13 protein-coding genes are annotated in these 21,176 nt (G+C 40.0%); all 13 read left to right on the top strand.

The window, feature by feature from the left end; genetic code table 11:
* The first annotated feature begins 65 nt into the window (after positions 1-65).
* The 13 genes from NSTCB13_RS16550 (at position 66) to NSTCB13_RS16490 (ending at position 21,172) form a co-directional block, all read left to right on the top strand.
* Positions 66-5,837, top strand: coding sequence for an AAA family ATPase (locus tag NSTCB13_RS16550; RefSeq protein WP_448273041.1), 5,772 nt, complete (start codon positions 66-68; stop codon positions 5,835-5,837).
* 160 nt (positions 5,838-5,997) lie between these two features.
* Positions 5,998-7,380 carry an AAA-like domain-containing protein gene (locus NSTCB13_RS16545; protein WP_448273040.1) on the top strand — a complete coding sequence of 461 codons (1,383 nt, stop codon included), beginning with the start codon at positions 5,998-6,000 and terminating at the stop codon, positions 7,378-7,380.
* 621 nt (positions 7,381-8,001) lie between these two features.
* A complete protein-coding gene (locus NSTCB13_RS16540) occupies positions 8,002-8,250 on the top strand; it encodes a hypothetical protein (RefSeq protein ID WP_448265564.1) in 249 nt (82 codons plus the stop codon).
* A 157-nt stretch (positions 8,251-8,407) separates the two neighbouring features.
* Positions 8,408-8,974 carry a ferric reductase-like transmembrane domain-containing protein gene (locus NSTCB13_RS16535; protein WP_448273038.1) on the top strand — a complete coding sequence of 189 codons (567 nt, stop codon included), beginning with the start codon at positions 8,408-8,410 and terminating at the stop codon, positions 8,972-8,974.
* A 77-nt stretch (positions 8,975-9,051) separates the two neighbouring features.
* Positions 9,052-10,077, top strand: a complete 1,026-nt coding sequence (locus tag NSTCB13_RS16530; RefSeq protein WP_448273037.1) for a WD40 repeat domain-containing protein — start codon at positions 9,052-9,054, stop codon at positions 10,075-10,077.
* 423 nt (positions 10,078-10,500) lie between these two features.
* Positions 10,501-12,126 (top strand): phage tail sheath family protein, encoded by a 1,626-nt coding sequence (locus NSTCB13_RS16525; protein ID WP_448265567.1) that lies wholly within the window; start codon positions 10,501-10,503, stop codon positions 12,124-12,126.
* Positions 12,127-12,136: 10 nt separating this feature from the next.
* Positions 12,137-12,604 (top strand): phage tail protein, encoded by a 468-nt coding sequence (locus NSTCB13_RS16520; protein ID WP_334841267.1) that lies wholly within the window; start codon positions 12,137-12,139, stop codon positions 12,602-12,604.
* A gap of 70 nt (positions 12,605-12,674) precedes the next feature.
* Positions 12,675-13,412, top strand: a complete 738-nt coding sequence (locus tag NSTCB13_RS16515) for a T4 family baseplate hub assembly chaperone (RefSeq protein WP_448273035.1) — start codon at positions 12,675-12,677, stop codon at positions 13,410-13,412.
* Positions 13,412-17,098, top strand: coding sequence for a hypothetical protein (locus NSTCB13_RS16510; protein WP_448273034.1), 3,687 nt, complete (start codon positions 13,412-13,414; stop codon positions 17,096-17,098). The genes NSTCB13_RS16515 and NSTCB13_RS16510 overlap by 1 nt, the downstream gene beginning before the upstream one ends.
* Before the next feature lie 3 nt (positions 17,099-17,101).
* A complete protein-coding gene (locus NSTCB13_RS16505; protein WP_448273033.1) occupies positions 17,102-18,349 on the top strand; it encodes a DUF4255 domain-containing protein in 1,248 nt (415 codons plus the stop codon).
* Positions 18,346-20,445: an ATP-binding protein gene (locus NSTCB13_RS16500; RefSeq protein WP_448273032.1), complete on the top strand. Its 2,100-nt coding sequence runs from the start codon at positions 18,346-18,348 to the stop codon at positions 20,443-20,445. Before NSTCB13_RS16505 ends, NSTCB13_RS16500 begins: the two co-directional genes overlap by 4 nt.
* Positions 20,442-20,696, top strand: a complete 255-nt coding sequence (locus tag NSTCB13_RS16495) for a hypothetical protein (RefSeq protein WP_445627620.1) — start codon at positions 20,442-20,444, stop codon at positions 20,694-20,696. The genes NSTCB13_RS16500 and NSTCB13_RS16495 overlap by 4 nt, the downstream gene beginning before the upstream one ends.
* Entirely contained in the window at positions 20,693-21,172 is a 480-nt protein-coding gene (locus NSTCB13_RS16490) for an N-acetylmuramoyl-L-alanine amidase (protein ID WP_448273031.1), read from the top strand. Before NSTCB13_RS16495 ends, NSTCB13_RS16490 begins: the two co-directional genes overlap by 4 nt.
* Positions 21,173-21,176 lie beyond the last annotated feature (4 nt).

The following is a 21,176-nucleotide window of genomic DNA, read 5'->3' as shown; positions in this document are numbered from 1 at the left end:
ATACTTTAGAATTGGGAAGGAAAGACAATAAAAATTGTAATTATAAAAATTTCCTCACGAACACTATGAAAGACTATCAGATTATTCAAAAAATCTATGAAAGTGCTAATTCATTAGTCTATCGAGCCATTCTCAAGCCTGATAATCAACCCGTTATTTTAAAGATTCTCAAGGAAAACTACCCAACTCCCTCAGAACTAACTCGATACAAGCAGGAATATGAAGTCACCCGCTCCTTAAATGCCGATGGGGTTATTAAAGCGTACAATTTGCAGCGATATGAAAATAGTCTAGTCATTTTTTTAGAAGACTTTGGTGGTGAATCTTTAAAATTATTAATACCCGAACGCCAATTTACTCTCAAAGAATTTCTCTCTATTGCCATCAAAACAACTGAGAGTTTGGCGGCTATTCACGCTGCCAATATTATCCACAAAGACATTAATCCCTCTAATATTGTTTATAATCCAGAAACTGAACAACTTAAAGTCATCGATTTTGGTATTTCCACCTGTTTATCACGAGAAAATCAGACAGTTAGTAATATTGAGCGCCTAGAAGGAACTTTAGCTTATATTGCTCCAGAGCAAACTGGAAGAATGAACCGAGGAATAGATTACCGCAGCGATTTTTATTCCTTAGGTGCTACCTTCTATGAATTGCTGACTAATCAACTACCTTTTACAACTACCGACTCTATAGAATTAGTTCACTGTCATATTGCACAACAACCTGTTTCCCCACATGAACTTGTAGAAACGTTAAATCTAACATCTCAACCAATACCTAAAGGCGTTTCAGATATTGTGATGAAATTGTTGGCAAAAACCCCAGAAGAACGATACCAAAGTGCTTGGGGAATCAAAGCTGACTTAGAAACCTGGCGCGATCGCTTAGAGAGTTTAGGGCAAATGGACGAGTTTTGTTTAGCAACTCAGGATATTTGCGATCGCTTTGTTATTCCTGAAAAACTTTACGGTAGGGAAAAAGAAGTTACTCAACTATTAACTACTTTTGAGCGAGTTAGTCAAGGCAGCAGTGAGATAATGCTGGTTTCTGGTTATTCAGGAATTGGTAAATCTGCCTTGGTTAATGAAATTCATAAACCAATATTACGCCAGCGAGGATACTTTACTAGCGGAAAATTTGACCAGTTGCAGCGAGATATTCCTTATGCGGCGATCGCTTTAGCATTTCAAGACTTAACACGACAATTACTTACCGAATCTGAAGCAGCACTACAAACTTGGAAACAGGAACTTTTAGCAGCATTGAATCCTAATGCTCAGGTTATCATCGATATAATTCCTGAATTGGAGCAGATTATCGGCAAACAACCACCAGTTGAGCAATTAGGAGCAACTGAGGCTCAAAATCGATTTTATTTATTTTTTCAAAGATTTATTACTGTTTTCGCTCAAAAAGAACACCCTCTACTTATCTTCCTCGACGATCTACAGTGGGCAGATTTAGCATCCTTAAAGTTAATTGAGCTATTAATAAGCGATGCTGACAGCCAATATCTATTGATAATCGGAGCCTACCGAGATAATGAAGTTGATGCTACTCATCCTTTGATGCAAACCTTAGAGAAAATTCAAAAAGAAGGTGCTAGCATCAATAATATCTCGCTGCAACCATTAGAAATCCAATATATTAATCAATTAATTGCTGATACATTAAATTGCTCCACAGAAAAGTCAAAGCCTTTAGCAAAATTAGTAACTAATAAAACTCAAGGAAACCCTTTTTTCTTAACTCAATTACTCCAATATCTGCACAAAGAAAACATTTTGTCATTTGACCAAAAGAAAAATTGTTGGTACTGGAATATTGAAGAAATTAAAAAAGTAGGAATAACTGATAATGTCGTTAATTTAACTATCAGCAAGATTACCAAACTGGATAAAAAGACTCAGAAGATTTTGCAATTAGCAGCTTGTATTGGCAACCAATTTAATTTAGAAATTCTTTCCATAGTCAATAACAAATCTCAAATAATTACAGCTAGAGAACTTCAGCCAGCACTAGAGTCAGGTTTAATTTTACCTCTGAGTAATGACTATAAAATACCTCTGCTTTGGAATCAGGAAGAAATATCAATAAATACTTCAGAAATTCTCAATGCTTTTATTCCCAAAGTTCCCAAATATATCCCCTACAAATTTTTGCACGATAGAGTTCAGCAAGCTGCCTATGCTTTAATTCCAGAAATAGAAAAAAAATTAGTACATCTGCAAGTAGGTTTTCTTATTTTGAAAACGATAAAGTTAAATGAAATAGAGTCAAATATCTTTGATATTGTCAATCACTTAAATGAAGGAACTGAATTAATTATTGAGCGGGCGGAAAGAGATAATTTAGCCAAATTAAATCTTCAAGCTGGTAAAAAAGCAAAAGCTTCAACCGCTTATCAGGTAGCTCTAAAATATTTAGAAACTAGTTTAAGATTATTAGCAAAAAACAGTTGGAAAGAGCAGTATGAATTAACTTTGGAAATTTATGTAGAAACTTTAGAATTACTTCGCTTAAATACTCAATTTGATCGAGTTGATTCCTTGTATAAGATTTGCTTATCTCAGATTACAAATATTATTGATAAAGTAAAAATATATGAAGTAAAAATTCTTTCTTGTTTTGCTGAATTTCAACCGCAAGATGCGATAAGTACGGCGTTTAAGTTTTTAACAGAACTAGGAATAGATATTCCTCAAGGAAGTATTGAAATAGAAAATAAAATTAAACAAGAAGAAGGAGAGCTAGAGCTATTTTTGCAAAATCAAAATATTGAGAAATTAGCTAATCTTCCTAGACTCAACGATCCACATAAACTGGCAGTAATATTCATATTACAAAGAATTATTTCTCCTTTGAATATTATGAATTCACCATTATTTCCCTGGGTCATATTAATCCAGCTTAATCTCTGTATAAAATATGGTAATCCCTCTCAAGCTCCTGCTATTTATAGTTCTTATTTACTAATTAGATCTGGCTCGACGAGAGAGATTAATTTAGGATATAAGTTTGGCAAACTGTCTATAAAGTTGCTTCATCAATTAAATTCGACCGAATTAGAAGATTTAGTTATCCACTTCTATTATGGATACGCATGGCATTGGAAAAATTTTCTCAGGGATAAAAGTGCATACAAAAAAATTATAGATACGGCTCAAAAAGGGATAATTAGAGGGTGCAAGGAGTATACAAGTTATGTAATTATCACATATTTTTTGATAAAGTTTTTTGGAGGATATAATTTAGAAGATATCATTGTTGATTATACAATATACATTAAGTCAATTGAAAAATTAAAAATAAAATACTCAATTTATTACGCTAACATATGCAAAAAAAATATAATAAATTTGATAGAGATTAATTCAAATTTTATTAATAGTATTAGTAATGATACAAAAGAAGAAAACGACTATTTAAATAAATGGCAGCAAGATAATAGCGAATGGTTGTTGTTTATAGCTTACTTTTCAAAATTAATTTGTTCATATTTATTTAAAATATATGAATATGCTGTTATCTCAATAGTTGAAACTGAAAGATACATTAAATCTTATGCTGGATATTTAACTGTACCACAACACAATTTCTACTCTTCTCTTTCCTTTCTTGCTCACTATCATAGTTTCAACCCAGAGCAACAAAAACAAATATTAGAAAAAGTAGAGAGTAATCAACAAAATATGAAAGTATGGGCGGGTCATTGCCCCGCCAATTTTCAAAATAAATACGATTTAGTAGAAGCAGAGAAAGCGCGAGTATTGGAACAAAATTGGCAAGCCCAAGAACTTTATGAAGAAGCAATTCAAGGTGCTAAAAAATCTGAATTTATTCACGAAGAAGCCATAGGTTATGAACGCGCAGCAGAATTTTATATCTCTCTCGATAGAGAAGAAATAGGACGACTATACCTGAAAAATGCCCATCATTGTTATAGTTGCTGGGGTGCAAAAGCCAAAGTTAAAGCCCTAGAATCGGAGTACCCACAGTTTCTAATGGATATAAACAACCGAAAAGAAGACCAAAGCATTAATACAACTGAATCTACTAGTAGTACAAATCCCCACGTACTCGATCTGATGACAGTTACCAAAGCCTCTCAAGTATTAGCTAGCGAAATTAAACTAGACCAACTGCTGGCTAAGTTAATGAAAACTGTAATTGAAAATGGAGGTGCCCAAAAAGGCTTTCTGATACTGGAAAAAGATCATAAATGGGTGATCGAAGCTGAAGGCACAGTAGATTCTGATGATGTGACTCTACTGCGATCGCTTCCCATTGACTCTGTAGATGGCGATTCTCAGACACCTATCCTACCAGTTGCGATCGTTAACTATATTGTCCGTACTCAAGAAAATGTAGTTCTTAATAACGCTAGCGAAGAAGAACAGTTTATCCGCGATCCCTACATCGTTGCCACTCAACCAAAATCGATTCTCTGTACTCCTTTGTTAAATCAAGGCAAACTAAGCGGTATTTTATATCTAGAAAACAATTTAACCACAGATGCATTTACCAGCGATCGCATTGAAGTTTTAAGAATTCTTTCGGCTCAAGCTGCTATCTCCATTGAAAATGCCCGTCTCTACGGACAGTTAGAAGATTATAACCGAAATCTAGAGATGAGAGTAGACGAGCGCACTCAAGAACTCTCACAAACCCTAGAAATTCTCAAAGCCACTCAAGCCGAACTGCTCTTTGAAAACGAGTTACTCAAAAGTGCCGAACAACCCTCTACCTTTGACTATCAAGTGGGAGGAAGTTTGCCGATGGATGCTCCTACTTATGTTGTGCGTTCAGCAGACCGTTATCTCTACAAGGCGTTGAAGCGCGGGGAGTTTTGTTACATTCTCAATCCTCGGCAGATGGGCAAGTCAAGCCTGATGGTACGTATGATACACCATCTCCAGCATGAGGGATTTAGCTGCGGGGCGATCGATCTGACCCGGATTGGTAGCGAAAACGTCACGCCTGACCAATGGTACAAAGGCTTAACAGTAGAGCTATGGCGAAGTTTTGGTTTGTTAAGAAAGGTTAATCTAAAAACTTGGTGGCAAGAGCAAGGAGATATTTCTCCAGTTCAGAGGTTGAGTCAATTTATTGAAGAAGTTTTGCTAGTTGAAGTTGCTCAAGAAAATGATACTATACCTAAAAACTTGATAGTTTTTATCGATGAAATTGATAGTTTCTTAAGTTTAAAATTCCCAGTTAATGACTTTTTTGCGCTAATTCGCTCTTGCTATAATCAGCGTAGTATTAATCCAGAGTATCGACGTTTAACCTTTGCTCTTTTTGGAGTAACTACCCCTGGTGACTTAATTAATGACCACCAAAGAACGCCTTTTAACATCGGTCAGACCATTCAATTAGAAGGGTTTAAAGAGCATGAAGCACAACCTCTACTTCAAGGATTGACTGAAAAAGTGAGCAATCCTCAAACAGTTTTAAAAGAAGTGTTAGCGTGGACTAATGGCCAGCCCTTTTTGACTCAAAAGCTCTGTAAATTTATCCGCAATTCTTCATCTCCTATCCCTACCAACAGAGAAGCCGAATGGATTGAAAATTTGGTGCGAGGGTCGGTAATACAAAATTGGGAATCACAGGATGAACCAGAGCATTTTAGAACCATCCGCGATCGCCTTCTCAAAAGTAAACAATCCGTTCGGCTACTAGAACTCTACCGTCAAATTTTGCATCAAGGAGAGATTATTGCAGTTGATAGTTCAGAGGAAAGAGAATTGCTTTTGTCAGGGCTAGTAGTCAAGCAACAGGGAAATTTGAGAGTTCAGAACCGTATTTATGAATCTATTTTTGTTTGATTTACGAAAACTTTTGTTTAATCTAGAAAGTGAAAGAAGAGGTCTATACTTCTGGATAATTTAATTTGTCTAAGCAATACTGTTGTACTACTAAATGGCAGATATTGTGTTACTTGCGTAACTTCTGTTATCTTTATTAGTAGCTTTGTCTGTAATCTCTATGAACCTTGATAGTCTGTTTGAGATTGTTGACCGCCTACTAATTGAGAGCCACAATCGCCCCCTTAATTCCACAGAAAATCTGGTTTTGCGTGGGATTTGGCAGTATAAAACTTATAACCAAATAGCTATAGAGGCAGGTTATAGTCCTGGCTACTTTACCAATGTTGTTGCCCCAGAGTTGTTTGGGCGACTCTCTGAGGTCATTGGCCAGCGCGTGACCAAGAAAAACTGTCAGGTGCTGCTGGAGTCTTATGCCATCATTGAAGCAGCTCCAAATACAAAACTTTTGAAACAAGACCTGACGCTATTTCCCCCCACAGTTAATCAGGATACGTCACCTTCCTACCCCAGTGGCTCAGTTCCTCTCGCCTCTCCCTTTTACCTCAAACGTTCTTACCTTGAGGAGCAAATCTATCAAGAAATTAAGAAACCAGGAGCGTTAATCAGGATCAAAGCTCCCAGAGAAATGGGCAAAACTTCACTGTCGCTGAGGATTCTTGACTATGCCAAGCACGAGGGTTACTGCACTATCAGCTTGAATCTAGAACAAGTAGAGCAGACAATTCTAAGCGACTTGAATCAACTTTTGCGCTGGTTGTGTGCCAATATCGCCCGCCAGCTTCAGCTCCAACCAATGTTAGACGAGTATTGGGATGAAGATTTGGGAAGTAAAGTTAGCTGCACCGTCTACTTTCAAGAATATCTACTAGAGTCAATTAATACTCCCCTGATCTTGGCGTTGGATGAAGTGAACCATATTTTCGAGCATCCCCAAGTAGCGAAGGATTTTCTACCTCTGTTGCGTTCTTGGTACGAAGAAGCGAAAAGACTGCCCATTTGGCAAAAGCTTCGTTTAGTCGTTGTTCACTCAACAGATATTTATGTTCCTCTTGAACTTAATCAGTCTCCTTTCAATGTAGGATTACCGATTCAGTTAGACAACTTTAGCCAAGAAGAGGTACAACAGTTAGCCCAACGCTATGGACTCAATTGGACAGATGGAGAAGGAGCTAGACAATTAATGGCAATGGTCGGGGGACATCCGGCACTAGTAAATTTAGCTCTCTATCATCTGAGTCGAAACGAGGTAACTCTGTCGCAACTACTAGAAACTGCTCCCACTGCTAGCAAAATTTATTCAAATCACTTGCAGCGTCACTGGGCAACCTTGCAAAAACAGCCTGAGTTAGCACAAGCTTTTGATAACGTTCTGAATGCCAATGAAGCTATTCTCTTAAATCCCATCCTTTCTCACAAGTTAAGCAGTATGGGGTTGATTAAACTTTCTGGATCTGAAGCGATCGCAAGTTGTGAATTGTATCGGCGATTTTTTACGAAAAAAGAGCAGCATTTGGCGTTGCAGAATAAAAATATGAATTAGTGCGATCGCTATGGAATGTCCAAAATGTGCATTAATCCGCATTTGCAAAAATAGTAAATAAAATCGCCACTTTGTATCGTTGGACATAATAGTGATAAATCCTTGAGATGTACCACAGTTAATTTTCATGCTTGGGAATAATACTTTACTTTACCTGACTTTTAGGCTTAATTGAAGTATTGATTTATGAGTAACAGTATTGAGAGCCTCTACTTAATAACCTAAAGAAAAAAGCTCAAGCCTTTGGTTTAGAACTCACTCCTATTTCTGACCCTACGCAATTGTTGAGAGTACAGGTGCTTAGTTACAAGTTATTTTAGTACCATTCCTCTTTGGGATGTTATTTTTCATGAGTTTTACTATGAGTTATGGAATGAGTTTTATGAGTTTCAGAGTCTATAAGATAACTAATATTAAAAGTAATTCACTGCAATGTTATATCTAATACGAATTTAGCTTTTTTAAATAAGTAAAACAGGAGAATCTTAAATGTTTAATTCACTTGGTGTATTTGAAGAAGGTTTCCGCTTATCTCAAAAAGCAATTGATTATTTAAAAGAATGGAATACTGAAGCGGAAATTGCTTAAAGTATTTCTCAAACAGCCCAAAAGGTTGTTGAAATGTTGGTGAATGTAGCTGGTATGACTATGGCTCATAGTAGAAATTTTCAAAGAGCAACACCTTTTTTTATACTGAAAGATAAAACGGTAGTTAAAATTTTTATAAATCCAGTACAGGTAAAACACATATTCTTAGCAGATGACAATAACAAGATAATATTTGGAGGCTACGTAGGTTGGATTCATACAAAAGAAATGAATAAAGCTATAGATAAAATCAAGCAAGAATTTACTGAAGAGGCTATGTAAAATTTAGAAACTTTATCACTGAAAGGTTTAAGAAGTGGAGTTAGATAAATATACCAGTCTGACGCTGCAAGCTTTGACCTGGTTCGCTCCTTTGGGTGTAGGAAATATTTCACTTCTAAAAAAGTGGCTTTTCTTGAAAAATTAACGAGGATTAGTCATGGCAGCAATCGATACAGCACCCTTAGAAAACAGCCTGGGATTTCTAGCTTTAGGAGCTTATATTCTTACCTTAATGCCCACGAATCTCAGAATAATTTTTCCTCAAACTAAACAAGCGAAGCTTCCTAAATGGCTGTTAAAATATCGACGACTTATCGGTATTCTGGCTTTCTGCTTGGCTTTGCTTCACGCTTTCCTCTTAATGAAAAAGAGAGACCTTGATTTTTTAGATCCCAATACCTATTTGATTTATATCCAAGGTATATCTACCTTCATAATTTTTACCCTATTGGCAATTACTTCTAATGACTGGAGTGTCAAAAGACTGAAAAAAAATTGGAAGCGATTACATACCCTGACTTACTTAGCTATGTTCCTGCTCACTTGGCACATTTGGGACAAAATGTCAGAGCATTGGAGCTATTTAACCCCGATTGCGCTAGTAGGGATTGTCATGACAACCTTTTTATTTCTGATGCGACGTTGGATTGAACATCGGAATAAACAACAAAAAGCGAAAGGAAAAGCGTTCTCATCTCAAATTCCAGACAAAATTACTCTATAGTACCGCTAGTCTCCGACACCGTTACGCAGTGGGTGCAAGTTAGATTATTCTCCCACTCGCACAAGGAATGTCCTGTTATGAGATCGAAAAAAATTACCTGGAAATCTTCAGCAGCATTGGCAATCAGTACCCTAACGATTTTGGTTGGTAGTAGCAGTTGTGCTAGCCTATTCTTCCACTTCCGAAACGCTAGTGTTGCTACTAGCTCTGTTGCAGCCACTCAACCCTTACGTTCTATCCAAGGAAATTCAACTTGGGTTTACGCTCTTGCAATTAGCCCTGATGGACGCTTCCTCGCCAGTGGCAGTTACGATAAAAAAATTAAAATTTGGGATCTGCCTAGTAACACCTTACTCCATACTTTAGAAGGACACGGTGATGCAGTGGTAAGCCTTGCCATCAGTCCAGATAGCAAGCTGCTCGCTAGTGGTAGTTGGGATAACCGGATTAAACTCTGGAATTTAGAGACGGGGCAACTGCTTCGTACCTTAGATGGCCATACAGATGATGTAGAAGCCGTTGCCATCAGCCCCAACGGAAAGTGGTTAGCTAGTGCTAGTGCTGACACAACCATCCGCATCTGGAACGTGCAGACTGGCGTACAAGTTCATCAGTTATCGGATGGATTGTGGGTAAGAACTGTTGCTTTTAGTCCAGATGGGCAGACCTTAGCTAGTGGCAATGAGGGTGGTACAGTCAAAATTTGGCGGCTCATGGATGGTGCTGTTCTAAAAACCCTGAATGCTCATTCACAAGCCGTGCGCTCAGTGGCTTTTAGCCCTGATGGACGGCAGATCGCGAGTGGCAGTGCTGATAGGACAGTCAAACTCTGGCAAATGCCCACTGGTAAATTGTTGCACTCCCTAATTGGACATGAAGGAGTTGTGTGGTCAGTGGCTTTCAGTCCCGATGGCAAGAGATTAGCTAGTAGTAGCAATGACAGCACTATCAAGTTATGGGGGTTGCCTGAAGGCAAACTCTTAGAGAATTTGATCGGGCATCAGCGAGGCGTGCGGTCAGTAGTTTTCAGACCGTATGGAAACATGATAGCCAGCAGCGGTGCCGACAAAACCATCAAACTCTGGTCTGTTCCTAAAGAGTGACAAGAAGTTTTTAGAAAGTAAACAAATTTTTATGAGTAACAGTATTGAGAGCGCCTACTTAATAACCTGAAGAAAAAAGCTCAAGCTTTTGGTTTAGAACTCACTTCTATTTCTGACCCTATGCAATTGTTGAGAGTCAAGGTACTTAGTTACAAGTTATTTTAGTAACATTCCTATTTAAAAATGTTATTTTTCATGAGTTTTACTATGAGTTAGGGGATGAGTTTTATGAGTTTCAGAGCCGATGAGACAACTAATATTAAAAGTAATTCGCTGCAATGTTATATCTAAATACGAATTTGGCTTACTTGCTCAAATAACTTATTACTGATATTAAAATTTACAATCTATCTTAATTTTTTTATTTAAAAGTTGACTATTTTGTCAATTTGTAGGTTTTAATTCTTAATCAGAGAACGAACAATGCCCATACAACCAACTTATCCAGGCGTTTACGTAGAAGAAATTCCGAGTGGAGTACGCACGATTACAGGCGTATCTACCTCTATTACTGCCTTTATTGGTCGCGCTTTACGAGGCCCTGTAGACGAGCCGATTACTATTAACAGTTATGGCGACTTTGAACGCATTTTTGGCGAATTGTGGCTGAATAGTACCCTTGGCTATGCTGTACGAGATTTTTACCTCAACGGTGGTAGCCAAGCAATTATTGTCCGACTCACTCACTCTAAGCTGAAACAAGCAGAAGGGCAAGCTCCACCGGAAGGTCAAACTCCAGGGGAAACTGAAGCCACTGCTAAGAAGGCACAACTAAATGTTAATGGTCTCAACTTAGAAGCAGCAAATGAAGGCAGTTGGGGAAATGCTTTAAAAGTGCGGATAGATATAGATATTAAAGTAAGAGGTGACGCAGAGTCAGAAAAACTATTCAACATTACAGTTCTGGATCAAAAGACAGGACAACTAGAAATATTTCGCAATGTGTCGGTGCTACCAAATCATCCCAGACAAGTAGATAAAGTCTTATTGAATGAGTCTTATTTAGTTCGATTTAGAGATGAATCTCTGCCAACAGAAAGACCATCTGCTCATGCCGATCCAACACCTGATAAAAAATTGTGGGGTGATAACGATACAAATACCAAAGCGGAACCAAACAGCGGTGCGGATGGTGACTATCTAGATGTGAACGACTTCACAGGGTCAAATAAGGAAGCAAATAAACAGGGTCTTTACGCTTTAAATAAAGCCGACCTGTTTAATATGCTTTGTATTCCGCCTTATAAAAATGATGGCAATATAGATTATGACTCTTTAGTCGATCGAGCAGCAGAATTTTGTAAAGAGCGTCGCGCGTTTTTCATCATCGATCCGCCCAGTACTTGGACTAATAAGGATAAGGCCAAAGCTGGTATTCAGAACGATCTTGGTGAACCAACTAGTTATGCTGCTGTTTTCTTTCCTCGAATCAAGCAACCAAATCCTTTACGGGAAAATCAAATAGAAGAATTTGTTCCTTGTGGTGCGATCGCTGGCGTATTTGCTCGTACTGATGTTCAACGCGGTGTGTGGAAGGCTCCAGCAGGTACAGAAGCAACATTGACAGGTGTACCACAATTGAGTGTACCTCTAACAGATCCAGACAATGGGGAATTGAATCCTTTGGGAATTAATTGTTTACGAACTCTACCAGCTTATGGTCGTGTGATTTGGGGATCGCGGACGCGCAACGGAGATGACCGTCTGACGGATGAATGGAAGTATATTCCGGTTCGCCGTTTCGCACTTTTCTTGGAAGAAAGTCTTTATCGCGGTACGCAATGGGTTGTCTTTGAGCCAAATGACGAGCCGTTGTGGGCGCAAATTCGCTTGAATCTTGGAGCTTTTATGCACACTCTCTTCCTTCAAGGAGCCTTTCAAGGTCGTAAGCCGGAAGATGCTTACTTTGTGAAGTGTGATAAAGAAACAACAATCCAAAATGATATTAACTTAGGAATTGTCAATATCATTGTTGGTTTTGCTCCTCTCAAACCTGCTGAATTTGTCGTTCTTAAGATTCAGCAAATAGCCGGACAAATAGCAGTTTAAGGAGAAATATATGCCTTCTATTTCAGGTAAACGTTTAGACCTCTACAAAAACTTTAAGTTTGTTGTGAAATTCGCTGGTAAGGATGTGGCTGGGGTAAGTAAAGTCAGTGGTCTGAAGCGAACCACTGAGGTCATAGAACACCGTACAGGTGGCGACCCTAGCACTGTCTATAAGTCTCCGGGACAAAGCAAGTACGATGCCATCACCTTAGAACGAGGTGTTAGCAAAGATCCTGATTTTGAACAATGGGCAAACAAAGTCTGGGCGCTTGGTGGTAGTCCAGAAGTGTCTCTGGCAGATTTTCGTAAAGATATCACTATTGAGGTTCGTGATGAAGCTGGTCAGAAAGCGACTTCATATAACGTTTTTGGTTGCTGGGTTTCGGAATATCAAGCTTTACCAGACTTGGATGCTAGTGCTAATGCTGTCGCTATTGAGTACATAAAAATAGAGAACGAAGGTTGGGAACGTGCTTGATGATTAACTCGGCTTAGTTAATCAAGATTTAATTGTTCAACCAGTAGGAAATTAACTACGGGACTCCTATATGCGATCGCTATCAGCCTCGGAACTGTTAAATATCTGGGAGTGGGGACTTAATCAGCCATCTTGGTCTAAAGCAATCAAGCTACTAGCTAGTGCTTGTCCTGAAACCTCCATAGATGTGCTTACTCAATTGAGTCTCGGTCAGCGTGATGCTATGCTGCTGACATTGCGGGAGTGGACATTTGGTTCACAACTGGTTAGTCAAGTCACCTGTCCAAGCTGTGGTGAAGTCTTGGAACTCAATTTTGATATTGCAGATATGCGTGTAGCATCACTGTCACTTGAACCAGTTGAGAAATATTGTCTTGAGCTTGGTGATTATCAGGTGAGTTTTCGTCTACCAAACAGTTTAGATATGATAGCGATCGCTGAACACAAACAGCCAGAGATTGCTCAAGAGATTTTATTAGAACGCTGTATTTTGCAAGCAGTGTGTAACGGTGAATATCTGCTGTTTCAGCAATTACCATCTCATACCAAAGATGCAATTATTACCCAAATGGCTGAAGCAGATCCTCAAGCAAATGTGCCAATTGATATTTCCTGTTCCGCTTGCAACCACCAATGGCAATCATTATTTGACATTGTGTCGTTCTTCTGGGCTGAGATTAACGCTTGGGGATTTCGAGTGTTGCGAGAGGTACATACTTTGGCTGCTGCTTACAGTTGGCGTGAAGCTGATATTTTGGCGATGAGTCCCAGACGGCGACAATTGTACTTAGAGATGGTGACGGACTGATGAGCAATTATCTCTTTCATTTGGTAGCTAAAAGCTTTAACTTAATCGATACAGTTCAACCTCTTGTATTATCAGTGTTTGAACCGTTACCAGAGCCTACCCTTGACTGGGAGTCATCGACTTTTACCACAGAATCAACTGAGTTAGAAACAACATCAGAAGCGGAAAAATTTCCCAATTTTGACATTGTGCAGTTGTTGGAGAAGCGATGCCTGCGGCGAGCTTCTCTACGAGACGCTCCGCGAACGCTAACGCCTGCAACAATAGGGCAAATATCTGAAGAGATAACTAACCCCCTGTTAACTAATTTAACTTCAACACCTGTTCAATCTTCCCAACCAATACTAAAGTCAATTGCTAGTTTGACACAAAAACCTGACTTAGAATTATCCTCTGATTGGCCTTTTTTAGATTCAATTCTGACTCAAATTAGCACTGATAATCAGCAATTGACTTTAAACACAGAACAAAAAACAAGCACTACCCCACCGATTCCTACTACTACTCAATTATCACAGAAACAATCAAATAAAATTAATCCTGTTGTTTCTTCTGTCCAACCTGCAAACATTGGGCAAAAAACAAGCACTACCCCACCGAATCCTACTACTGCTCAATTATCACAGAAACAATCAAATAAAATTAATCCTGTTGTTTCTTCTGTCCAACCTGCAAACATTGGGCAAAAAACAAGCACTACCCCACCGAATCCTACTACTGCTCAATTATCACAGAAACAATCAAATAAAATTAATCCTGTTCTTTCTTCTATCCAACCTGCAAACGGAGAAAATCGAGAACAATTCTCAATTCAACCTTTTCTAGAATCAGAAATACTTTCATTTACTGCGAATCAAGCAGTACTTAATCCCAATACAGAGCCATTAAAGTCTACACTTGTACCACAAACAAAGACTTACCTATCGAATCGTTTTATTTTTGTACAGACCAGAGAATCAAATACTTATCTCTCTAATCTCGCTAACCCAATATCTAAAAAAAAGCAGTCTACACCTAAATGTTTACTCCAGCAACCAATTAAAATTAATCGTCTGGATTTATCTTTGCAATCATCTCTCAAGCCAGACTTACAAATATATTTCACCGAAAACCCAACAAAACCAGTTATTTTTTCATTTACTCCCCAAGAGAAAACATTTTCTTTTCCTAATCTAAATTCCACAATTGTCAGGACTGCGATCGCAAATGAAAATAATACTCTTGTCTCAAAGTTAGTTGGTAAAAAATTAGGAAAAATTACAACTCAATCATTAAATAACCAATCAATTGAAATTAATCAAGAAGTTTCTCTTAATCTCTTACCAAAGGTATTGTCTTTGAAGCAATCTCTCCCGCAAATACAAGCAGAAGCCAGCGCTATTCTATCAATTCCTAGCGTTCTACAACAGGGAAAATCTGCAACTGAAAACTTACATAAACAACCTATAGAAAATCATCCAGTTTTTATCCATTCTCAGTTACCACAAGTCGAAAGTTCTGAGGACTTTCCTCCTCAAATTCAATCAGAATCAACAGCGATGTCTACAACGGGAAACTCTTGGAAAGGCGACACCAACGCTTATGCACCTGCTATTTCTCAAGTTTTGCCTTTAACACCTATGCTAGCAGTGGAAACTAGCACTCCCGCCTCAAGTTCTGTAATTCAACACCAGAAAACAGCTGTAACTGAATTGTCATCAACGCAATCGCTACAAAGAAGTGGAAATGTTTCATCTACTCAAGTGCAAAAGCTGATAAGTTTACAGCTATCTATTCCAGAAAAATCTGTAGACAGCGCACCTGTTGCTAATCAAATATTGCCCACAAATCAAAAATCATTAACACCTGGGTTGACGCTAGAAACTAGCACTCCCGGCTTCAGTCCTGTAATTCAACACCAAAAACAGTCTGCAAGTGAATTAGTACAACAGCAATTACCGCAAATAATTGGGAATGAAAATGTTTTATCTTTGCAAGTAAAAAAGCTCATTAATCCACAACTAGATTCCAACCAGTTTTTAGAAGAACCTGTGGCGATGTCTACGACGGGTAACTCTGGGAGAGGCTACGCCAACGCCTACGCATCTGCAAGCGAGCGGGTACTATCTTTAACACCTGTGCCAACTATGGACACTAGTATTTCCGCCTTAAGTCCTGTAATTCAACCACAAGTACAACATGGAGCGATACCTTCTCTTCTTCTGTCGGAGACGCTGCGGGTAGCTTGCTTCCCCGCAGGGGTACGAGATGCTACACGTAGCTTGCTTCCCCGTAGGGGTACGATAAGCTCCGCTAACGCATCTACTATTGATAGTACCTTAGCGAATTCACACCAACAGACCTTAACACCTACAATTGCTACAGAAACAATTGCCGAACCGCAGGAAAAACTTACGTCTAATGTGCCAGAAAATCAGCAGAGGTTTGTCCACAAAAATGTTTCATCAATACAGCCATTTGTCGCAGATGCTTCTGCTAAACTATCTTCGCTTGAGACAAACAGTTCTACTGCACCATTCGTAAATAATCTATCATCATCTATCGCTTCACAACCGATAACTCAGCTAACTGCTATTAATTCAGATAAAATACCAACTCCTGCTTTACATCCTTCAACCCCAGGAATTGACATACAATCACAAGTCAACTTTTCTGACTCTCACTTGTCTGATTTCCGTCCAGAAAAAGCTTCTGCTCAGAAAGTCGGCTCACAAAACTATAATACGAGCGATCGCAAACATATTGCTATCCAGAAAATTGGCGTTGTCGAACAGTGGGATGAATTAGGGCAAGTTGGGGAAGACATGAACGTTAATTACGCCCATCATCCCGCAAATATACAACGCCAGCAAATTAATCGTAATCAAGGTATATTGACCAGCCCAGTTGAAAACTTAATATTATCCCAGAACACATCCCCCGATTTATCTATGTCTGCGGATAGATTTAAAGATCGTATTGCTATCCAGAAAATTGGCGTTGTCGAACAGTGGGATGAATTAGGGCAAGTTGGGGAAGACATGAACGTTAATTACGCCCATCATCCCGCAAATATACAACGCCAGCAAATTAATCGTAATCAAGGTATATTGACCAGCCCAGTTGAAAACTTAATATTACCCCAGAACACATCCCCCAATTTATCTATGTCTGCGGATAGATTTAAAAAACGCCAACATATTGATATCCAGAAAATTGGCGTTGTCGAACAGTGGGATGAATTAGGGCAAGTTGGGGAAGAGACGAACGTTAATCACACCTATCATCCCGCAAATATACAACGCCAGCAAATTAATCGTAATCAAGGTATATTGACCAGCCCAGTTGAAAACTTAATATTACCCCAGAACCCATCCCCTAATTTATCTATGTCTGCGGATAGAGGCAAAGATGGTTTGGGGTCTTCGTACTTTAGGCAACTAGAGGAATCTGATTTGAGACCGCTATCTCAGCCTATTAATGACCTCACTGTAAAAAATTTGTCAGTTATCGCAGCTAGTAACAAAAAAGTCCAAAAGCGATCCTCGGTAGATTTGGACACACCACTTCCTATTCAAGTCACAATTGGTCGGCTAGAAATTCGCAGCGCAGCTCCAGCAGCACCTCCGCCTCGACCAAAGCCCCGGACAGCACCATCTGTGATGAGTTTGAATGAATACTTGCAACGACGTGCCAGAAGGAGGTAAGCGATGAGCAACGCTTTAGCTATTGCGGCTGTCACAATTACATTGCGTCACTTGCTACAGCAAAGGTTTGATGTTGAGAGTTCGGGGGGAATCACTGTGACGACACGACCATTGGATAAGGTACGAGATAATACTGTTAGTAGTGGCGATCAAGTTAATTTATTTCTCTACGATACTCAAATAAACCCAGCTTGGCGGAATATGGATATTCCTTCTCAAGTGAAGCCGGGTGAAACAGGACATCAGCTTTTGCCGTTGAACCTCTATTACCTACTGACTGCTTACGCCCAAAATGATGACTTTCCAGAACCTACTAGTCATCGGTTATTAGGCGTGGCCATGAGTGTTTTTAATGACCATCCGATGATTACTTCTGCGGATATTAGGGCAGCCTTGCCTACTACCGATCCGACTGAATACGACCTTGACTTACAAGAAGAACAGTTGCGAATTGATTATCAACCGCTATCTGTGGAAGAGGTGTTTAATCTCTGGTCAACTTTTCAAGTACCTTATCGAGTTTCTGCTGCTTATGAAGTGTCAGTAGTGCTGATTGAGAGTAGCTTGTCTGCAAAAACTCCGCTACCAATTATTAAACGTCAGTCTAGCGATCGCGGCCCAATTCTGCAATCAAACCTATCGTCACCCTTACCCACATTAGTTTCTCTGCAATTGCCTAATCAGCAAGCTAGCGCCAGATTGGGCGATATTCTGATTCTTAATGGTTTTCACTTAGATGCTGAAAATGTAGTTATATATTTTACAAATCATCGTTTAGAAATTTCTCTAGAAGTGCCACCTTTAGCAGAGAGAACAGCAACAGATATTAGAGTTCAATTACCTGATGAGCCTGTAAACTGGGCGGCGGGTTTTTATACCGTGGTAGTCAAAGTAACGCGGACTAACGAACCAAGTCGGACTACCAATGAATTATCTTTTGCCTTAGCACCTAAAATCTTGGATATTATACCACGACAAGCAACAGCAGACGCTAATGGGGAAGTCAGCCTCACTGTGATTTTAAACCCCCAAGTGCGACCAAGACAGCGGGTGGCGTTATTGTTGGGCGATCGCGAAGTGCTGGCTCAACCCCATCCAAATCAAACAGACAGGCTGGAGTTTCGGATTGCAGGTGTTACACCGGGTGAGTATTTTGTGCGGGTGCGGATTGATGGAGTAGATAGTTTGCTGGTAGATCGCACAGTGACACCGCCTGTTTTCGACCAGAACCAGAAGGTGGTGATTTTATGAACAACCTCGATTGTTGGATAGCCAACAATGAAGAATACTTAGCAAATGCCTTAGCTTGGTTACGCTGGCGTTTATGTGAGCTTGCACAGTTACCTGATATTGAGAAGCCTAAAGTAATAGAAATGGCAATGGCGGAAGGGATGAATCCACCCCCAGCGCTGCTTCTCTTAAGTCAAAAATTAGATTTATCTGATTTTGAACAACAGGTTTTACTGTTATGCGTTGCAATGGAATTAGATCCGGGTATGGCTCGTCTTTGTGCCAAAGCACAGGATAATGCTCACCAGCCTTACCCTACCTTTGCGTTGGCTTTATCACTATTCGAGCAACCTGCTTGGGATGCCCTTTGTTGGGAACGCCCTTTACGTTACTGGCGATTAATTGAAATTCATCAGTCAGGAGTTCAACCTCTGACTACGAGTGGTTTACGGCTAGATGAACGTATATTAAGTTATATCAAAGGATTAAATTCTCTAGACGATCGCTTGGTATCATTACTGATGCCGATGGAAACAGCAGAATGGAGTGTAAAATTACCCCCATCTCAAAACGCTGTTGTCGAAACAATTATTCAGCAACTGCACCAAACGCACAGAGAGCAGCGTTTACCTATTATTCAGCTAGTGGGGGCAGATTCCCTCAGCAAGCAACTAATAGCCCAACATATAGCAGCCCAACTAGATAAATATGTCTATCGTTTGTCAGTGGAATTATTGCCCACTCAGGCGGGAGAATTGGAGACGATTGCTCGTTTGTGGCATCGGGAAAGCTTGCTTTTGCCGCTGGCGCTGTATTTAGATGCCCAAGAAATTGACACTAAACCGACTACAGAAGGACAAGCACTTCCCTTGCATCGGTTTCTTACCCGCAGTGGTGGTCTACTTTTCCTTAGCACTCGTGAAGTTAGGCAATTGGGTCTGCCGACAATTGTCGTAGATGTTGAAAAGCCAACACTCACGGAACAAAAAGCTACTTGGACTGAGGTATTAGGAGGAGTGGCAGATAGTAGTCCGCAGGTTCTGGCGACTCAGTTTAACCTCAATTTAGTCAAGATTGAGCAGATAGCCCAGCAAGTGTTGGGGGAAATGCCATCGCAGGAAGAAGACCTAACCCCCCCAGCCCCCCTTCCCTACAAGGGAAGGGGGGAGGAAGAGGACTCCCCTCTCCTACAAGGAGAGGGGTTGGGGGAGAGGTTCAACGAATCGGCTTGGAGAAAAACCTTGCGTGGTAAGCTTTGGTCGGCTTGTCTTGCTAGTACTCGTCCGCAGTTGGATACTTTAGCTCAACGCCTCGACCCGAAAGCAACTTGGGATAATATCGTCCTACCAGCAGAAGAGACAAACTTGCTGCATCAAATAGCTGACCAAATCAGGCAGCGCAGCTTAGTTTATCAAGAGTGGGGTTTTCACAACCGGATGAATCGGGGTATGGGGATTAGTGCCTTGTTTGCAGGGGAAAGCGGCACAGGGAAGACGATGGCGGCGGAGGTAATAGCCAATGATTTGCAGCTAAATCTTTACCGGATTGACCTTTCATCTGTGGTCAACAAATATATTGGAGAAACGGAGAAAAATCTGCGGCGTTTGTTTGATGCAGCGGAAGATGGCGGGGCGATTCTGTTTTTTGATGAAGCGGATGCATTGTTTGGCAAACGTTCTGAAGTGAAAGATAGCCATGACCGCTACGCCAATATTGAGGTGAATTACCTGTTGCAGCGATTGGAGGCTTATCGCGGTTTGGCAATTCTAGCAACGAATCTCAAGAGTTCGTTAGATCATGCCTTTATGCGTCGCTTGCGGTTTATTGTGAATTTTCCTTTTCCGGGTGTGGCTGAACGTCAGGTGATGTGGCAAAAGGTGTTTCCACCAGAGACACCAATACAGGATTTAGATTTTAACCGTTTGGCACGTTTGAATATGACGGGGGGCAGTATTCATAATATTGCTTTGAATGCGGCGTTTCTGGCTGCTGGGGCTGGTACGTCGGTGACGATGCAGTTGGTGTTAACCGCGGCGCGGGCTGAGTTTCGCAAATTGGATCGACCAGTGAATGAGACAGATTTTCGGGTTTCAGTACTTACGGGTGTAACGGTATGAATATCAATATTGATATAGAGAAGCTGATTTTAGAGGGAATGCCGATTTCTCCCAGTCAGGCGCGGTTGTTGCAAGCTGAGGTAGAGATTGAATTGGCGAAGTTGTTGGCTAATAAAGGTATACCAGACAACTTGCTCTCAGGTGGGGTAGTGCCTGGTGGTGCAATTCAAGTAAAGCCTGGAATTAACTCTACCCAAATGGGGCAACAAATTGCACAAGAAATAGTTATCAAAATGTTAGGAGAAAAATGATGAGTAGACCAGACGTAAAATGGATTCCTGCAAGCTCTAAAAATCAGACTGATTACCGGGAATCGACAATTGATTCTATTGTGTGTCACAACACCGAGAGTTCATTGCAAGCTGCTATAGCCCGATTCCAAAACCCTGAAGAGCAAGTTTCTGCACACTACATTGTTGCTCGTGACGGTACGTGCATCCAAATGGTGTTAGAAGATCATACCGCTTGGCACGCAGGTGACAGAGCTATGAATCATCGTTCTATCGGAATCGAACACGTTGCTGACAAAAATAATTTAGGTATGACAAAAGAGCAACAACAGTGTTCGTTGAACCTGATTGGATATTTGGTAGATAAATACAAAATTCAGAAATCTCACATTCATACGCACCGTACAGTAGATACAATGGCTGGCGGAACTGATTGTCCCAAATGGATTTGGCCTGATGAAGCATCGTTTGAAAAGTTTAAAGAGACAATAGCCTGACACT

The organism is Nostoc sp. DSM 114160 (assembly GCF_053470305.1).
The sequence above is the reverse complement of the archived record's forward strand: the minus strand, read 5'-3'. Positions and strand labels throughout refer to the sequence as shown.

Coding starts and splice junctions, on each gene's coding strand:
- NSTCB13_RS16550 (WP_448273041.1), top strand. CDS start 66: ATGAAAGACTATCAGATTATTCAAAAAATCTATGAAAGTGCTAATTCA.
- NSTCB13_RS16545 (WP_448273040.1), top strand. CDS start 5,998: ATGAACCTTGATAGTCTGTTTGAGATTGTTGACCGCCTACTAATTGAG.
- NSTCB13_RS16540 (WP_448265564.1), top strand. CDS start 8,002: ATGTTGGTGAATGTAGCTGGTATGACTATGGCTCATAGTAGAAATTTT.
- NSTCB13_RS16535 (WP_448273038.1), top strand. CDS start 8,408: ATGGCAGCAATCGATACAGCACCCTTAGAAAACAGCCTGGGATTTCTA.
- NSTCB13_RS16530 (WP_448273037.1), top strand. CDS start 9,052: ATGAGATCGAAAAAAATTACCTGGAAATCTTCAGCAGCATTGGCAATC.
- NSTCB13_RS16525 (WP_448265567.1), top strand. CDS start 10,501: ATGCCCATACAACCAACTTATCCAGGCGTTTACGTAGAAGAAATTCCG.
- NSTCB13_RS16520 (WP_334841267.1), top strand. CDS start 12,137: ATGCCTTCTATTTCAGGTAAACGTTTAGACCTCTACAAAAACTTTAAG.
- NSTCB13_RS16515 (WP_448273035.1), top strand. CDS start 12,675: ATGCGATCGCTATCAGCCTCGGAACTGTTAAATATCTGGGAGTGGGGA.
- NSTCB13_RS16510 (WP_448273034.1), top strand. CDS start 13,412: ATGAGCAATTATCTCTTTCATTTGGTAGCTAAAAGCTTTAACTTAATC.
- NSTCB13_RS16505 (WP_448273033.1), top strand. CDS start 17,102: ATGAGCAACGCTTTAGCTATTGCGGCTGTCACAATTACATTGCGTCAC.
- NSTCB13_RS16500 (WP_448273032.1), top strand. CDS start 18,346: ATGAACAACCTCGATTGTTGGATAGCCAACAATGAAGAATACTTAGCA.
- NSTCB13_RS16495 (WP_445627620.1), top strand. CDS start 20,442: ATGAATATCAATATTGATATAGAGAAGCTGATTTTAGAGGGAATGCCG.
- NSTCB13_RS16490 (WP_448273031.1), top strand. CDS start 20,693: ATGATGAGTAGACCAGACGTAAAATGGATTCCTGCAAGCTCTAAAAAT.